Source organism: Citrobacter sp. RHB35-C17, from assembly GCF_013816795.1.
Classification (GTDB): domain Bacteria; phylum Pseudomonadota; class Gammaproteobacteria; order Enterobacterales; family Enterobacteriaceae; genus Citrobacter_A; species Citrobacter_A amalonaticus.
The window spans coordinates 1,623,704-1,639,604 of the sequence record NZ_CP057150.1; the positions used below are offsets into that span (position 1 = coordinate 1,623,704).

15 protein-coding genes are annotated in these 15,901 nt (G+C 53.1%); 5 read left to right on the forward strand and 10 right to left on the reverse strand.

The annotated features are described in order from the left end of the window. Positions 1–45 precede the first annotated feature (45 nt). The 5 genes from glnQ to rhtA all read right to left on the reverse strand — a co-directional run bounded on the left by glnQ (position 46) and on the right by rhtA (position 4,322). The gene (gene glnQ / locus HVZ37_RS07630) at positions 46–768 is read right to left on the reverse strand and encodes a glutamine ABC transporter ATP-binding protein GlnQ (RefSeq protein ID WP_043001275.1); all 723 of its coding nucleotides are present in this window, start codon (positions 766–768) and stop codon (positions 46–48) included. Beyond that, a complete protein-coding gene (glnP, locus tag HVZ37_RS07635) occupies positions 765–1,424 on the reverse strand; it encodes a glutamine ABC transporter permease GlnP (protein ID WP_043001274.1) in 660 nt (219 codons plus the stop codon). The genes glnQ and glnP overlap by 4 nt, the downstream gene beginning before the upstream one ends. An 86-nt stretch (positions 1,425–1,510) precedes the next feature. Then, positions 1,511–2,257, reverse strand: a complete 747-nt coding sequence (gene glnH, locus HVZ37_RS07640) for a glutamine ABC transporter substrate-binding protein GlnH (RefSeq protein WP_043001273.1) — start codon at positions 2,255–2,257, stop codon at positions 1,511–1,513. A 364-nt stretch (positions 2,258–2,621) separates the two neighbouring features. Continuing rightward, positions 2,622–3,125: a DNA starvation/stationary phase protection protein Dps gene (dps, locus tag HVZ37_RS07645; RefSeq protein ID WP_042320427.1), complete on the reverse strand. Its 504-nt coding sequence runs from the start codon at positions 3,123–3,125 to the stop codon at positions 2,622–2,624. A 309-nt stretch (positions 3,126–3,434) separates the two neighbouring features. Then, on the reverse strand, positions 3,435–4,322 hold the full coding sequence (gene rhtA, locus HVZ37_RS07650) for a threonine/homoserine exporter RhtA (protein WP_043001272.1): 888 nt from the start codon (positions 4,320–4,322) through the stop codon (positions 3,435–3,437). A gap of 270 nt (positions 4,323–4,592) precedes the next feature. Between rhtA and HVZ37_RS07655 the strand changes: the two genes are divergently transcribed. Both HVZ37_RS07655 and ompX read left to right on the forward strand, forming a co-directional pair. Beyond that, entirely contained in the window at positions 4,593–4,637 is a 45-nt protein-coding gene (locus HVZ37_RS07655) for a hypothetical protein (protein ID WP_125340082.1), read from the forward strand. A gap of 73 nt (positions 4,638–4,710) precedes the next feature. Next, positions 4,711–5,226 (forward strand): outer membrane protein OmpX, encoded by a 516-nt coding sequence (gene ompX / locus HVZ37_RS07660; RefSeq protein ID WP_043001271.1) that lies wholly within the window; start codon positions 4,711–4,713, stop codon positions 5,224–5,226. Positions 5,227–5,289: 63 nt separating this feature from the next. Here the strand turns inward: ompX and HVZ37_RS07665 are convergent, their stop codons facing one another. Next, positions 5,290–6,876 carry a phosphoethanolamine transferase gene (locus HVZ37_RS07665; RefSeq protein WP_181628278.1) on the reverse strand — a complete coding sequence of 529 codons (1,587 nt, stop codon included), beginning with the start codon at positions 6,874–6,876 and terminating at the stop codon, positions 5,290–5,292. Positions 6,877–7,153: 277 nt separating this feature from the next. Continuing rightward, a complete protein-coding gene (mntS, locus tag HVZ37_RS07670; RefSeq protein WP_043001269.1) occupies positions 7,154–7,282 on the reverse strand; it encodes a manganase accumulation protein MntS in 129 nt (42 codons plus the stop codon). Positions 7,283–7,467: 185 nt separating this feature from the next. Between mntS and mntR the strand changes: the two genes are divergently transcribed. Beyond that, on the forward strand, positions 7,468–7,941 hold the full coding sequence (gene mntR / locus HVZ37_RS07675) for a manganese-binding transcriptional regulator MntR (protein WP_043001268.1): 474 nt from the start codon (positions 7,468–7,470) through the stop codon (positions 7,939–7,941). Beyond that, positions 7,938–9,047, forward strand: coding sequence for an anion transporter (locus HVZ37_RS07680; protein WP_181628279.1), 1,110 nt, complete (start codon positions 7,938–7,940; stop codon positions 9,045–9,047). Before mntR ends, HVZ37_RS07680 begins: the two co-directional genes overlap by 4 nt. Before the next feature lie 65 nt (positions 9,048–9,112). Here HVZ37_RS07680 and ldtB read toward each other — a convergent pair whose 3' ends face one another. Beyond that, positions 9,113–10,033: a L,D-transpeptidase gene (gene ldtB, locus HVZ37_RS07685; protein WP_046401463.1), complete on the reverse strand. Its 921-nt coding sequence runs from the start codon at positions 10,031–10,033 to the stop codon at positions 9,113–9,115. 217 nt (positions 10,034–10,250) lie between these two features. Here ldtB and HVZ37_RS07690 point away from each other — a divergent pair, with 217 nt between their 5' ends. Continuing rightward, a complete protein-coding gene (locus HVZ37_RS07690; protein ID WP_044256415.1) occupies positions 10,251–11,846 on the forward strand; it encodes an ABC-F family ATPase in 1,596 nt (531 codons plus the stop codon). Positions 11,847–12,027: 181 nt separating this feature from the next. On the opposite strand, the gene HVZ37_RS07695 is transcribed toward HVZ37_RS07690, so the two are convergent. Together HVZ37_RS07695 and HVZ37_RS07700 are read right to left on the reverse strand one after the other, a co-directional pair. Continuing rightward, complete coding sequence (locus tag HVZ37_RS07695; protein ID WP_181628280.1) at positions 12,028–14,391, reverse strand: glycoside hydrolase family 31 protein; 2,364 nt, start codon at positions 14,389–14,391, stop codon at positions 12,028–12,030. 17 nt (positions 14,392–14,408) lie between these two features. Continuing rightward, positions 14,409–15,710 carry an MFS transporter gene (locus HVZ37_RS07700; RefSeq protein WP_181628281.1) on the reverse strand — a complete coding sequence of 434 codons (1,302 nt, stop codon included), beginning with the start codon at positions 15,708–15,710 and terminating at the stop codon, positions 14,409–14,411. Positions 15,711–15,901: the final 191 nt, after the last annotated feature.

Here is a 15,901-nt window from a genome sequence, read left to right on the forward strand (position 1 = left end):
GAGTCGTAGAGAAACCTCCCTTCCAGATGGAAGGGAGGCAGACCGTCAGGAAACGTGCTGCAAGAACTCCTGCAAACGCTGGCTTGGCGGGTTTTCAATCAGGGTTTGCGGATTACCGTCCTCGGCAATACGGCCCTTATCGATGAAGATCAGGCGTGAGGCGACTTTTTCTGCAAAGCCGATTTCGTGCGTAACGATGACCATCGTCATCCCTTCTTCCGCCAGATCCTGCATCACTTTCAGTACTTCGTGGCGCAGTTCCGGATCGAGCGCAGAGGTCGGTTCATCAAACAGCATCATCTTCGGCTTCACCGCCAGGGCGCGGGCAATCGCCACACGCTGCTGCTGACCGCCGGAAAGCTCAGACGGGTAGTGGTGAGCGCGCTCGGCCAGACCCACTTTCGCCAGCAGCTCTTTTGCCTGCTTCTCGGCAGCGTCTTTCTTCGTCCCACGAACGCGCAACGGGCCAAACATGACGTTTTCCAGCGCGGTCAGATGAGGGAAAAGATAGAACTGCTGGAACACCATCCCGGCTTCCTGACGGATCAGACGCTCGTCGACCTTCGGGTCGTTGACCTTTAGCCCATCAACGATCAGATCGCCGGAGGTAATCTCTTCGAGTTTATTTATGCAGCGCAATAACGTGGATTTACCGGAACCCGATGGCCCGATAATCACCACCACTTCGCCCTGCTTAATGCTCAGATCAATGTTATGCAGCACCTGGGTCGGGCCAAAATGCTTTGAGACGTTTTTAAATTCAATCACAGGATTTTCATCCTTCTTTCCAGACTACGAAGCACGATGTTCAGGACTTGCGTGATGATGAGGTAAATAACACCCACCGCGGTCCAGATTTCCAGGGCACGGAAATTGCCGGCAATAATTTCCTGACCGCTGCGGGTCAGTTCCGCCGCGCCGATGACGATAAACAGCGATGTATCTTTGATACTGATGATGAGCTGGTTACCGAGCGAAGGCAGCATACGACGCAGCGCAAGTGGCATGATCACATGACGGATGGTTTCCCGACGGGAAAGACCCAGCGCCAGACCCGCTTCGCTAAATCCTTTATGGATCGACAGGACCGAACCACGGGTGATTTCCGCGATATAGGCTCCGGAGTTAATCATGATCGTGATAACGGCGGCGCTGAAGGTGTCGATGCGCAAGTCCGGGAAAGCCATCGGCAGGGCGAAATAGATGTACATCACCTGGACGACGATCGGCGTGCCGCGGATGACTTCAATGAAGACGAGAGAGACGTGATTGGCGATCCAGCCGCCATAAGTTCGGGCTAAACCCGCCAGCAAGCCGATGATGATCCCGCCAGCCAGACCGAGGATGGAGATCCACAGGGTCATTTTGGCGCCCTGAAGCAGGATCGGAATGGCGGGCCAGATGGCGCTCCAGTCAAACTGCATATGTTGTTCCTGTTACCGTGGTGAAAAAAAATCAAATGCCCGGTACGCTTAGCGCCTCCGGGCAACATCTGAAGGCAAAGCCATTATTATTTAGGTTCAGTACCGAACCATTTTTTGTAGATTTCGTTATAAGTACCGTTGTCACGCAGCGTTTTCAGCGCGCCATTCACTTTCTCGCGCAGTTCGTCGCTGCCTTTCGGGAATGCGATACCGTACTGCTGCGCTTCCAGTGATTCACCCACCGCTTTGAACTGGCCGTTACCTGCGGTTTTGATGAAATACAGGATGTTCGGCGTATCGTGCAGAACCGCGTCTGCGCGGTTGGTACCCAGTTCCATGTAGGCGTTATCGATGTTCGGGAACTGACGCAGATCTTTCGTTTTGATGTTGGCTTTGGCGTAATCAACGGAGCCAGTACCGCTCTTCACCGCGACCACTTTACCGTCCAGATCTTTTACGCTTTTTACGTCGTTGTTGTTGGTTTTCACCATCACTAACAGACCGCTTTTGTAGTAACCGTCAGAGAAATCGATCGCTTTTTTGCGCTCGTCAGTAATGGTGATGCCCGCCAGCGCCAGGTCAACGTTTTTGGTTTGCAGCGCCGGGATAATGCCGCTGAAATCCATCGGTTTCAGTTCATAATCCAGCTTCAGTTCTTTTGCTACGGCGGCCCACAGGTCCACATCAAAGCCAACGTATTTGTCACCCTGTTTGAATTCAAACGGCACGAACGCGGTGTCAGTTGCGACAACCAGTTTCTTATCCGCGGCATGAGAGGACACCGCAAAAGCCAGAGCAAGTGCTGCCAGTGAAACTTTTAATACAGACTTCATAGCATTTCCTTTTTTATCCACGGGGCGATCCCCTGCGAGAACGATAAATGTAATGAAAAAATCGTGCCAGTTTTGCAACCCCTTGTTTTAACAAGAGGGGACTGCACGCTTGTGCACAGGTCTCGGAGCAAAACTCGCTTTTTGCACCATTCTGGGGCACTGATTTAGTGCAGCCTGGAGGGGGCGTGAACGGTCTGCCTATTTAGCGCAAAGATCGTTGATAAAACAATCTTTCGTTAACGATTGTGTGAGGTGATTATTACAAATATTTTACTTTACGACGGAGTGGTGACGGTGTGGTGCACCATAAAAGTGCAAAACCCCCGCCGTGGCGAGGGTTGTAGAGGGAATACTTATGAGGCGATTATTCGATGTTGGATTCGATGAACCACAGGAATTTGTCGAGATCGCGGGATGCGGCGGTAAAGATATCGGCGGTATCTTCGTCTTTCGCTTCGCTGATGGCTTTACGCACATCGTTAGCGACGACAGCATAACGGTCTGCCAGTTCTTTCAGATGATCCTGAACGGTATGGATGTCCAGCGGATAGCTTTTCAACGGCGTTTTGCTATTAATGACCTGCGTAGTCCCCAACGCCACACCGCCCAGCTGTACGGCACGCTCTGCCATGGTATCGAGATGGTCGGTCAATGCCGTACGGAAGCCATCCAGCATCTCATGGACGGCAATAAAATTAGCCCCACGCATATTCCAGTGGGCCTGCTTGGTGATCAGTGACAGGTCGATAAACTGGATCACCTGACGATTCAGCAACTCAACCGTTGCTTTCTTATCGCTGTCAGAGACATCGTTGCGGGTATAAAGCAGATTGGACGCTTTTGTTTTTACCAATTTAGCGGTACTCATAATTTCATATCCTCTTGATGTTTTGTCCCAGTAATTTACGAGATTCAGTATAGCACCGGTTATGATTCCTGCTTTTCTGGCTCTGCCTATCGCTTTAATAGTATTTAACACCATCGGTATTTAATTGCATTACTATTCATGTAGTCGCGCAAGAGTTAGACCAGCGGTAACAATATTCTGATGCCGACATGAGAAGGCGGATAAATAGTCGGTACGGGGCAGATAGACGGTGGGGAAATATCAGGAAAATACAGGGAAAACAGCGGGAAGATATTCTGCATGGTTATGCAACCATGCAGAAATGTAAAATTAATTTACATCAACCTCTTTTATTTTGCTTTCCCGTCGAATGGTTAACGTCGAGCCCATCGAGGCGGCAATGATCGCGCCAAGCGCCAGCAACTGGACAAACGTGAGCGTTTCGCCCAGAAACAGGATACCTGCCAGTGCGGCCAGTGCGGGTTCCATACTCATCAGCGTGCCAAAGGTGCGCGTAGGCAGACGGGTTAAGGCAATCATCTCCAGCGAGTAGGGGAGCGCCGTCGACAGTACCGCAACCGCCAGACCCAGCGGAATGACAGACCAGTGCCAGAGCGCTTCCCCGGCCTGCACAGCCCCAAGTGGGACGAAAACCAGAGCCGCAATCAGCGAACCTATCGCGACAGTGGCCGGGCCGTGCTCAGCGCCGGCGCGTTGTCCGCTGAGAATATAGATAGCCCAGCAGGCGCCTGCGCCCAGTGCCATGGTGGCGCCGAACAGGTCGACATGCGAAACGTCCTGACCCAGCGGCAGCAGGAACCAGAGTCCGAGAACCGCGAGTACCACCCAGATAAAATCAACGGGGCGTCGCGAAGAGAACAGGGCGACCGCCAGCGGCCCGGTAAACTCCAGCGCGACAGCGATCCCCAGCGGGACCGTCTGAATCGACAGATAGAAGAGGTAGTTCATTCCCCCCAGCGACAGGCCGTAAAAAAGCAGCGGCAGACGCTGCTCTTTGGCAAACCGCAGACGCCATGGCTTGAAGAAGACAATAAGAATCAGCGTGCCTAACGCCAGACGGAGAGCGGTCACACCGGGCGCGCCAACCAGCGGAAACAATGATTTTGCCAGCGATGCGCCGCTCTGGATTGAGGCCATGGCAATAAGCAGTACTAAAACAGGCAGCCAAACTGGCGTTTTACGTGACGACCCTGGCATCCGTTCTCCCGACATAACTGTAGATACACGCCATCCAGCAACTTGCCTGATTTGTGTATAGAAAAGTAAAAGAGGCAGTGTAATGGAAATAACCATCTACGGTTGAGTCTTCGTTGAAAAAAAATTTCTGGAAAGCCGTAAAATGGCGGCAAATTGATGGATTAATGCGCTGGCAGATTAGGAATAATCTGGATGAATGTCCTTTATTATGCGCGTAATAATGGGGCAAATATCTGGAAAAGTGATGTTAATTGAAAGAGATAGCGGTTGATGGAAACGTTCTGTTACATGAAATTGCCCGTTAGACATCACTAATCGCAAAGAGTTTCTCATCAATTTTTGATATATTTAACACTTAGGATTTATTTGAAGCACATTTGAGGTGGTTATGAAAAAAATTGCATGTCTTTCAGCACTGGCCGCTGTTCTGGCTATCTCCGCAGGTTCCGCTGTCGCTGCAACGTCTACCGTTACCGGTGGTTATGCTCAGAGCGATGCTCAGGGCGCGGCGAACAAAATGAACGGTTTCAACCTGAAGTATCGCTATGAGCAGGACAACAACCCGCTGGGCGTAATCGGTTCCTTCACTTACACCGAAAAAGATCGTACTAACGGTGCAGGCGATTACAACAAAACTCAGTACTACGGCATCACTGCTGGTCCGGCTTACCGTCTGAACGACTGGGCAAGCATCTACGGTGTTGTGGGTGTGGGCTACGGTAAATTCCAGGACACCAACTACCCGACGCATAAAGATGACACCAGCGATTATGGTTTCTCTTATGGCGCAGGTGTGCAGTTCAACCCGATCGAAAATGTTGCTCTGGACTTCTCTTACGAGCAGAGCCGTATTCGTAGCGTTGACGTTGGCACCTGGATCGCAGGCGTCGGTTACCGCTTCTAATCACGTCCGTGATATAAAAAATCCGCCTCAAGGGGCGGATTTTTTTGGCTGTGTTTCAATATGTTAGCGAGATTTGGTGCTAAAGATATCGGTTCCCAGGTGGTTATAATCCACCTTCTGCAATTTGAAATTGGTGATATACACCGGCCCGGCTTTCTGTTCAGAGATAAACCGGTACTTCATCTTAATCTCTTTTGCACTGATCCCTGTCCACTGTGAGAAAAAGCCAAGGAAGTCGTTGGCGGAGCGCCGCGCTTTGATGACTTTATGCGCTTTGTCATCGCTGGAGAGCACCATAAACGGTACCTGAAAGTTTTGCTGGAACTGGTCGTCATGCGCCAGGTACTGTACTTCCTTCCCGCGCTCTTTAAAGGCGAGACCGTGATCGGAGAAATACGCCAGCGAGAAACTGTCGCCGCTGTTGCGGAGCTGATCGTACAGTTTTCGCAGCAGGTCGTCGGTCTGAGTCATGGTATAGAGATAGCAGGAGGTCTCTTTCGACTGGACGAACGTGTCGTACTTGCCTTTTGTCCGATCGCAGGCCTGCGGATGAGACCCCATCAGATGCAGGACAATCAGCTGCGGCTGGGTGCGTTCTGTTTCCAGCACCTGTGCGGTCATTTTTAACAGCGCCTCGTCCTGGGTGTTTTTGTCCGCCTCGAAGTCACCGTTTTTAAGAAAATGCACTTCATCAGCCCGCTTTGCGATACTGGCGATAGCGGTATCGTATTCGCCGATTTGTCCCTGATTCGAGAACCACCACGTCTGGAAACCGGCGCGGTTTGCCAGCGTGACAAAGTTGTCCTGATACTGCGGCTTATCATCAACGACCCGGTTGAGGGTCAGCCCGAGCGATTTTTGCGTTGACCCGCTGGCCGCGACGTAATCGGCAAACAGGTAGCCGTTAACGCTGCTGGCAAACGGAGTGTTATCCCAGTGACCGCCAAACGCCCCCAGCGCATCACGACGAGCGCTTTCACCGATCACCACCACATAGGTGTGATATTTCGGCTTCACAGCGGTGACAGTCCAGGTGTCTTTCATGCTGGCTAACTTCGCCATGCGCTCCTGCTCGTCAATGACTTCATTGTTATTGACGATGATGTCTTTGGCGAAACGGAACACCGGATAGCCGGTATCCTTTAATTTAAACACGCCGCCCCACGCCAGGTTCTGTACGGGGGTGACAAAAAAAGCCACGACGCTGAACAGCAGGCACAGGCTGTCATATTTATTCCAGCGTTTCTTCTCTTCGTCAGGTTTGCGACGCACGGCGATCACGCCAAGAACAAAGATAAACACCCCCATCAGGTAATTATACCAGGGGAAAATCGTCAGGATTTCCGTGGACTCTTCCATATTGGTCGAGTGCAGAGCCAGCAGCGTATTAAAGTTTGGCGATCCGTAGGCCTGGCCGAAAGGAAAGTAACAGGCGGCGACCAGCGAACACACGCCGATCAGCACCTTCTGCGCTTTCGGCGCGCTCCGCCAGAGCAACTGCAATATGCAGGTAAAGGCAAGGGTATACAGCAGACTAAACGGATAGCCCAGCGCCAGGTTGATCAGCAGCGACTGCAGAACATAAAAGCCAGTCCACGGGCTAAGGGCCCGGCTGCGAGCAAGAAGTGAGTCTTTGACGGTTAAATTCATATGCCACTATCGTAAAAACGCCATGTGCTTACCCTGGCGCCAAGGGTCATTACCTGCTGAGAGTGCGTGAAGAGGGAAAGAGGTCCGCATCTGCGAGCCGCAAGTTAGGCAGGGCTGCAAGAAGATAGAGCGTGTGAATGTGAAGGTCAACGGGCAGACAGAAATTGTTTTGCGAAGGGGTTAGCAAATCCGACAAAAAGAAGGGCTATTTTGACATAAGCAGAAGTGTAACGGCCGTAGATGACAGCCAGATGACGCGGCGTACCGCGACGCCGCGTTATTTATCCGAGGGCTTATCCTGCTCAGGTTTGCTGTTGATCATATCGCACAGCATTGAGAGCAGCATTAACCGGACTTTAAAGGGAGAGTGGCTAAACACGCGCATACACCTCTTAAACTCGTTCATATTGACCTCCTGACGTTCTGGTCCCTCGATCCGTGAGAGATGACTGCATTACATACAGATATAGCACAGGCTATATTATATAGCTATTGCTAAAACGTTAATTTTTTGTGCCAGGGCAACTCTGGTTTACAATGGACGCTCTCCAATTAGATGCTGTTAACGCGTCACAGGAATGAGGAAGCAGAATGAGTCGTCGCGCAGGTATGCCAACAACAAAAAAAGTGACGCAGTTAGTGAACGTTGAAGAACACGTCGAAGGGTTTCGTCAGGTGAGAGAGGCGCATCGGCGTGAGCTGATTGACGACTATGTTGAGTTGATTTCTGATCTGATTATCGAAGTCGGTGAAGCGCGTCAGGTGGATATGGCGGCCCGGCTCGGGGTGTCCCAACCCACAGTGGCGAAGATGCTCAAACGCCTGGCCTCGGTGGGATTGATCGAAATGATCCCCTGGCGCGGCGTTTTCTTAACCCCGGAAGGGGAGAAGCTGGCGCAGGAAAGCCGTGAGCGCCATCAGATCGTGGAGAACTTCCTGCTGGTGCTGGGGGTGAGTGCTGAGATAGCCCGTCGCGATGCTGAGGGGATGGAGCATCATGTCAGTCAGGAGACGCTGGACGCATTCCGGCTGTTTACCGAACAACACGGAACTTCCGTTGAATGAACCTGCCTTTATTGCGGGCGTTGAAACGCGACCGTTTTTTTCAGCTATTGATTGTCGTTGGCGTGGCGTTGAGTCTGTGGGTGCCGTTCACGCCACGGACGTGGCCTGGCGCTATTGACTGGCACACCATTATCATCCTGAGCGGCCTGATGTTGCTGACTAAAGGCGTGGAGCTTAGCGGCTATTTCGATGTGCTGGGACGTAAAATGACCCGCCGCTTTGCGACTGAGCGCCGTCTGGCGATGTTCATGGTGCTGGCAGCGGCGCTGCTTTCCACTTTTCTGACCAACGACGTCGCGCTTTTTATCGTTGTGCCGCTGACCATTACGCTGAAGAAGCTGTGTGCGATACCGGTCAACCGGCTGATTATTTTTGAAGCGCTGGCCGTGAATGCTGGCTCGCTGTTAACGCCCATCGGCAACCCACAAAACATTTTGCTGTGGGGGCGTTCTGGTCTCTCATTTTTTGCCTTTATCAGCCAGATGGCGCCGCTTGCCGTTGCGATGATGGTGACGCTGCTGGTCGTGTGCTGGTTCTGCTTCCCTATTAAGCCGCTGTCGTACCACACCGGCACGCATGCGCCGCAATGGCAGCCGCGACTGGTATGGGGGGGGCTGGGGCTGTACCTCGTTTTTCTGACGGCGCTGGAGTTCAAACAAGAGCTGGTAGGGCTGGCGATTGTCGCGCTGGGGTTTCTGTTACTGGCTCGGCGTGTGGTGTTGAGTATTGACTGGACGCTGTTGCTGGTGTTTATGGCGATGTTTATTGATGTTCATCTACTGACGCAACTGCCGGCGTTGCAGGGAACGTTAAGTCACGTCGGCTCGCTGTCTGAACCCGGCCTGTGGCTGACGGCAATTGGCCTGTCGCAGTTTATCAGCAATGTTCCCGGCACCATCTTACTGCTGAATTACGTGCCTCCGACCGTGCTGCTGGCATGGGCGGTCAACATCGGTGGATTTGGTTTGTTGCCGGGATCGCTGGCGAATTTGATTGCGCTACGGATGGCAAACGACCGACGCATCTGGTGGCGCTTTCATCTCTATTCACTGCCGATGCTGGTGTGGGCGGCGTTGGTGGGGTATGGGCTGTTACTGCTGAGATAATCCCAAATAAAATCAACAAAAAAGGGCGGAAAAATTATCCGCCCTTTTTATTGTCCAGATTCGTATCAGTTCAGACGAACCGGCATCCCTGAACGGTTCTGAATCGCTTGTTCCACAATACTCTGGTCAACATCGGCCTGATTGGTGATGTTCTGAATGCTCTTCGACAGGGTAATCGGTACGATTTCGCCGCCTTCAAACTGCGCTTCAGTGGTCGACAGTGGGTTGTGAACTTCGATGTAACGGCTGCCATCTGGCTCAGTGGTCGCTTTTACCGGCTCATCAATAAACTGTACGCGCGTGCCGACAGGCACATTCTGGAACAGGAATTTGATGTCTTCGTTACGCAGACGCACGCAACCGTGGCTCACGCGCAGGCCGATACCGAAGTTGGCGTTGGTGCCGTGAATGGCGTACAGACGCCCAATGTACAGCGCGTACAGACCCATCGGGTTATCCGGACCTGCCGGAACAACGGCAGGCAGCGGTTCACCTGCGGCACGATATTCAGCGTGCATTTTCGCGGTTGGCGTCCAGGTCGGACCGGCTTTCTTACGTTCTACTTTGGTGGTCCAGTTGATAGGCGTGTCTTTACCTAACTGACCGATACCGATAGGCAGGACGATCACCGTATTGGTGCCCTTCGGGTAGTAGTACAGACGCATTTCCGCGCTGTTAATCACGATGCCTTCGTGCACGGTGTCCGGCAGAATCAACTGCTGCGGAATATTCAACACGGTGCCGCCTTTTGGCAGGAAGGTATCCACGCCCGGGTTGGCTTCCAGCATGTTGGAAAGTCCCATCTGGTATTCAGCAGCAAAATATTCCAGCGGCTGCGTGTTACCTTCCGGGATGGTGATAACCTGATTCTGACCAATGACGCGACTACCATCCGTTGGCAGGGGATAAGTGACAGCGGATGCGGTATTGCAAAAGCCGACGACCGCGAGTGCTGCCGCGAAAAACGTTGTTAATTTCATATTCATGTTATGCGAGATTCATTGCCTGGCAGGCTGTTGGGTTGAGAATTCTGTAGTGTTGGGAGCGCATTATATGTGCATTCCTGTTAACAGGGAATTCAGATGTGTACGAAATCACATTTTTTTCCTGTTACCCCAGTGTAGTCGTTTGCGACGAGGCGCGATCTTATTTCAGACTTGTGGCATAATACGCGGTTTGTCACATATTCTTTAGGATACGTCCGTGTTAGTTTCCAGCAACGTCACCATGCAGTTCGGCAGTAAGCCGCTGTTCGAAAACATTTCCGTCAAATTTGGCGGCGGCAACCGTTACGGCCTGATTGGCGCCAACGGTAGCGGTAAATCCACCTTTATGAAAATTCTCGGCGGCGACCTTGAGCCGACGCTGGGTAACGTTTCTCTCGATCCGAACGAGCGTATCGGTAAGTTGCGCCAGGATCAGTTTGCTTTTGAAGAGTTCACGGTGCTCGATACGGTGATCATGGGCCACGGTGAACTGTGGGAAGTGAAGCAGGAGCGCGATCGTATCTACGCCTTGCCGGAGATGAGCGAAGAGGATGGCTACAAGGTGGCCGATCTGGAAGTGAAATACGGCGAAATGGACGGTTACTCGGCTGAAGCGCGCGCCGGTGAACTGCTGCTTGGCGTTGGTATTCCGGTAGAGCAGCACTACGGTCCGATGAGCGAAGTCGCTCCCGGCTGGAAGCTGCGTGTCCTGCTGGCCCAGGCGCTGTTTTCCAATCCGGACATTCTGCTGCTCGACGAACCGACCAACAACCTGGACATCGATACCATTCGCTGGCTGGAGCAGGTGCTGAACGAACGTGACAGCACCATGATCATCATTTCGCACGACCGTCACTTCCTGAACATGGTGTGCACGCACATGGCGGATCTCGACTACGGCGAACTGCGAATTTATCCGGGGAACTACGACGAATATATGACCGCCGCGACGCAGGCGCGCGAACGTCTGCTGGCGGATAACGCCAAGAAAAAAGCGCAGATTGCCGACCTGCAATCCTTCGTCAGCCGTTTTAGCGCCAACGCCTCTAAATCTCGTCAGGCGACGTCTCGTGCCCGTCAGATTGATAAAATCAAACTCGATGAAGTGAAGGCATCCAGCCGTCAGAACCCGTTTATCCGCTTCGAGCAGGACAAGAAACTGTTCCGTAACGCGCTGGAAGTGGAAGCGATCAGCAAAGGTTTTGATAACGGTCCGCTGTTTAAAGGCGTGAACCTGCTGCTGGAAGTCGGTGAAAAGCTGGCGGTACTGGGGACCAACGGCGTGGGTAAATCGACGCTGCTGAAAACGCTGGTGGGCGATCTGGACGCCGACAGCGGTACCGTGAAATGGTCGGAGAACGCGCGCATTGGTTATTACGCGCAGGATCACGAATATGAATTCGAAAACGATCTGACGGTCTTCGACTGGATGAGTCAGTGGAAGCAGGAAGGCGATGACGAACAGGCGGTGCGCAGCATCCTCGGTCGTCTGCTGTTCAGCCAGGACGATATCAAAAAGCCAGCTAAGGTGCTGTCGGGTGGTGAAAAGGGTCGCATGCTGTTCGGTAAATTGATGATGCAGAAACCAAACATTCTGGTCATGGACGAACCGACTAACCACCTCGATATGGAATCCATCGAATCGCTGAACATGGCGCTGGAGATGTATCAGGGTACCCTGATCTTCGTTTCTCACGACCGTGAATTTGTGAGCTCGCTGGCGACCCGCGTGCTGGAAATCACCCCAGAGCGCGTGGTGGACTTCAGCGGCAACTACGAAGACTACCTGCGCAGTAAAGGGATCGACAACTAATTTCCCGTCGTCTTTCACGCTGCAGATGCGTTGGCTTCACCTGTTCACCCCGGTCACTTACTTATGTAAGCTCCCGGGGATTCACAGGTTTGCCGCCTTCCTGCAGCGCGAAATACTTAGGGAAAGGAGGCGTGCTCCTGTTCCCTCTCCCCGTAGGAGAGGGCTAGGGTATCAGCCCGCACTACAACACCCACTCACTCGCTTCAGTACCATTTACCCGCAACTGACGTCTTTCTCCTGCCGGTAACGACACCTTCAGGGCTTTCCACGCCGGACGATAATCCCCGCGGGCGTTCACCTTCAGGTTAATGGTTGCGCCGTCGCATTGCATTTCCCACTCCACCCACAGCGCATTGCCGTTCTGGTAGCCCCAGCTTTCGCCATCGTCTTCAAACAGCATTCCGGTGGTCGTGCCGACGCCCTTCACCGGGAACAGCTTCAGCTCGCGGGTGTTGTCTTTTTCAGCGGACACATGGGTAATGCGCTCGCTTAACGGCAGACCCGCCCCGGCGCGTACCAGCAGCGGCAGTTTTTCCAGCGGCGCATCACGGGTGATCCACTGACTGCCAGAGAACCACTCGTGAGTGTAAAAATCGTACCAGCCGGTTTCGTTATCCGGCAGCCAGACGCGGCGCTCGCGCTGACCCGCTTCTACCACGCTTGCCACCAGCAGGTCGCGGCCTAGCAGGAAGTCATCGCATTCTTCAAAGGTCTGCGCGTCATGCTCATGGTCGAGGAACGTCGGACGTAGCATCGGTTCGTCATCGGCATGCGCCTGCCAGAGCAGGGTGTAGAGATAGGGCAGCAGCCGATAACGCAGCGCTATCGCGCTGCGAATGGCTGGCGTCACGCCCGGATACATCCATGGCTCGTTCACCGTATGGTCGTCATTCCACGAGTGAATGGTAAAGCGTGGATGCATCACCCCATTCTGTACCCATCTTACGAACAGTTCGGCGTCGGGTTTATCGCCAGAGAATCCGCCGACATCATGGCCGACGTTGAACAGCCCGGAAAGACTCATGCCCAGCCCCATGCGGGTGTTATAACGCAGCGTGTCCCAACTGGTGCGGTTATCGCCGCTCCAGGTCTGAACGTAACGTTGCATCCCGGCACAACCCGAGCGGGAAATCAGATACGGACGCTTATCCGGGGCAAAACGCTGTTGCGCTTCCAGCGAGGCGCGCATCATCAGTAACGGCATCACCGGGCGAATGTGTTTGATGGCAATTTCCTTGCCAAAGCCGTAACAGCGCGCTTCGCCGTCCCACACTTCGAACTCGTTGTTATCGTTCCAGGTGGAGTCGATGCCCATCTCCAGCAGTTGCGTCGTCACACCGTTCTGCCACCACTGAATGGTCTGCGGGTTGGTAAAGTCGAGGTGCGATCCTTCGTCATCCCAGAAACTGGAACGTTCCGGTGAATCGGTTTCTGAATCACGAATAAACAGGCCGCTTTCCGCGACGTCGTTATAGCGAGGATGATCCTGCAACAGACAGGGCTTGATGTTGGCAGCAAGCTTCAGCCCGGCATTGTGGAATGCCTGACTCATCACTTTAGGTTGCGGCACTTTGTCGTAGTTCCAGTTAAAGACATAGCGCTTACCGTTAATTGAGGTATATCCCGACGAGAGCTGGAACGAGTCGCACGGAATCGCGTGTTCTTCACACAGTCGGATAAAGTTCATGAGCTGGTTTTGCGCGTCCGGCGCGTCGGTATAGTGCATCGTGGAACCGCTGTAGCCCAGACTCCACTTCGGCCCAAACAGCGTTTTCCCGGTCAGGCGCACAAAAGCTTTAGTGACGTCCAGGACCCGTTTGCCGGTAAACAGGTAGTAATCAATATCGCCTGCTTCCGCCTGCCAGCGGCGATAAGCGGTGTGATAATTATCGATCTCGTTCCCCAAATCCAGCCAGCAACTGCTCAGGTTGTCGTAAAACAGGCCGTAGCTCACGTCGTCGCGGCGGGTGAGAGTGAACGGGATGTGTTTGTACAGCGGGTCGGTGCTCACGGCGTTGTAACCCATCGCATCCAGATTACGCATTTCATAGCGCTTACCGTTACGCTGTAGATCGCCGGCTTTTTCACCCAGGCCGTAGAAACGTTCGTCTTTACGGCGGCTCAGGTAATGTGCGACACCATCGCCGTGGGCGTTGATCAGATAGGCGCTGGTGGCGCGATCGTTGACCAGCGACTGCCAGGCGCCGGCATCGTTACGATATTCCCACTCCAGCCACAGTGGTTGATGGACGGTGACGCGCAGTTGGTGGGTCGACACCGTCACGCTATCGTCCTGCTGTGAAAGCGTCCAGTCCGGGCAACTGAAACCGCTGATGTCGTCGCGGTGCCGACCTTCCCACGGCACGTCTTTTTCAGGCGCGATGCTCCAGGTTCGGTCCAGCGCCAGTTCACCTTTGCGTTTGATCAGCACACGGAAGAGATTTTCTTCCAGTACGTAAAGACACAGACGGTGCTGTTTATCCACCACCAGTTCAAGGTGAGTGGCCGATTGTTTATCAAGGGTCCAGTTTTTCAGGGTTTTCATATGCAATACATCCACGATCAGGCGCGCTTGGCGCGACGTTCAGCAATAAATGCCACCAGGAAAACAGCGCCAATCAGGTCAAAGAAACCCATGGCAATGAAGAGGGGGTTAAAGCCGATTTTGTCAGCCGTAACACCAATCAAAAGAGAGAATAGGAAGCTGGCGATCCACGCCGCCGAACCGCGCATACCGTTAACGGTGGCCATCTGACCTTTATCAAACGACTCGACAACGAGCGCACTCAGCATGCAGGAGATGATCTGATGTCCGAAGCCGCCAATAGAGATCAGGACAATGGTGATATACGGGTCGCGGGTAATGGCCACAATGGCCAGAGAGATCATCAGGAACGCGCCCGTCACGGAGCTGGCTACGACCGAGTTAACGCGGGAGCAGCCGAACCAGCGGGTATACAGACGCGTCAGGTAGCCACTCGCCACGCTGCCGAGATCGGCGGCCAGGAACGGTAGCCAGGCAAACATCGCGATCTGCTTCAGATCCATACCGTGTTCTTTGGCGAGATACAGCGGCACCCAGAAGCTCAGTACGGCCCAGGCCGGCTCCGCCATAAAAGCCGGGATGGCGATACCATAGAATCGTTTGTTTTTTGAGACGGTTTTTAACGCTGTCAGGAAAGGCAGCTTGACGGCTGGTGGTTCGTTATCCTGCTTAATAAAGTCCAGTTCATCTTTACTCAGATTCGGATGCTGTTCCGGGTTGTGATAGAACGCCCACCACAGGACGACCCACACCAGCGCCAGCACACCGGTAAACATAAACGCACCCTGCCAGCCAAACGAGGCGTGCGCGAAGTAGATGATAGGCGGCGCGAGCATCGCGCCAATCGAGAAACCCACGCCAGCCCAGCCGGCAGCGACGGGACGCTCTGATTTCGGAAACCATTCGCCGATTGTTTTCGCGTTGGCCGGGGTGGCAGCCGCTTCTGAGGCACCCATAAAAAAGCGCAGGATCGCAAGATGCAACCAGCTTCCTGCACCGGCATGAAAAATACACATGAGCGCCCAGATGCCAGCGCAAACCATGAAGCCAATTTTCAAACCAATCACGTCGATCAGCCATCCACATAACGGCTGGAAAATGGTGTAGGCAATCTGAAATGTGCCGACAATCCACGAATATTGCTCGGTAGTGATGCCCAGGTTCTCTTTCAGTTCCGGTGCCAGAATGCCTAATGAATTTCGTGTGATGTAGTTAACGGTGACGCCGAGTAAAAAAAGTACCAGCACATACCAGCGCAGATTTTTTATGACGCGACGGGGCTTGCTTGTCGCAACCGTATTGTTGATGTCCTGACTCATTTTCTGTCTCCACAAGACGGACGGTAGGGGGATGAATGTTTAAAATGTCATACGGTTATCGCTTTAGTTTTTATTGCGTTAAGCGATGAAGTTGCTATACAACTAGTATGGAAGCTGTATGACAAATTCACCTTAAGGGAGAAAATGGGCGACCAATAGCAGAATTTGTGCAAGCTTTCTCATCAATGCAC

Bases quoted from the DNA above. Each gene is read 5' to 3' on its own strand.
- glnP (WP_043001274.1), bottom strand. From the start codon at position 1,424: ATGCAGTTTGACTGGAGCGCCATCTGGCCCGCCATTCCGATCCTGCTT.
- glnH (WP_043001273.1), bottom strand. From the start codon at position 2,257: ATGAAGTCTGTATTAAAAGTTTCACTGGCAGCACTTGCTCTGGCTTTT.
- dps (WP_042320427.1), bottom strand. From the start codon at position 3,125: ATGAGTACCGCTAAATTGGTAAAAACAAAAGCGTCCAATCTGCTTTAT.
- rhtA (WP_043001272.1), bottom strand. From the start codon at position 4,322: ATGCCAGGGTCGTCACGTAAAACGCCAGTTTGGCTGCCTGTTTTAGTA.
- ompX (WP_043001271.1), top strand. From the start codon at position 4,711: ATGAAAAAAATTGCATGTCTTTCAGCACTGGCCGCTGTTCTGGCTATC.
- HVZ37_RS07665 (WP_181628278.1), bottom strand. From the start codon at position 6,876: ATGAATTTAACCGTCAAAGACTCACTTCTTGCTCGCAGCCGGGCCCTT.
- mntS (WP_043001269.1), bottom strand. From the start codon at position 7,282: ATGAACGAGTTTAAGAGGTGTATGCGCGTGTTTAGCCACTCTCCCTTT.
- mntR (WP_043001268.1), top strand. From the start codon at position 7,468: ATGAGTCGTCGCGCAGGTATGCCAACAACAAAAAAAGTGACGCAGTTA.
- HVZ37_RS07680 (WP_181628279.1), top strand. From the start codon at position 7,938: ATGAACCTGCCTTTATTGCGGGCGTTGAAACGCGACCGTTTTTTTCAG.
- ldtB (WP_046401463.1), bottom strand. From the start codon at position 10,033: ATGAATATGAAATTAACAACGTTTTTCGCGGCAGCACTCGCGGTCGTC.
- HVZ37_RS07695 (WP_181628280.1), bottom strand. From the start codon at position 14,391: ATGAAAACCCTGAAAAACTGGACCCTTGATAAACAATCGGCCACTCAC.
- HVZ37_RS07700 (WP_181628281.1), bottom strand. From the start codon at position 15,710: ATGAGTCAGGACATCAACAATACGGTTGCGACAAGCAAGCCCCGTCGC.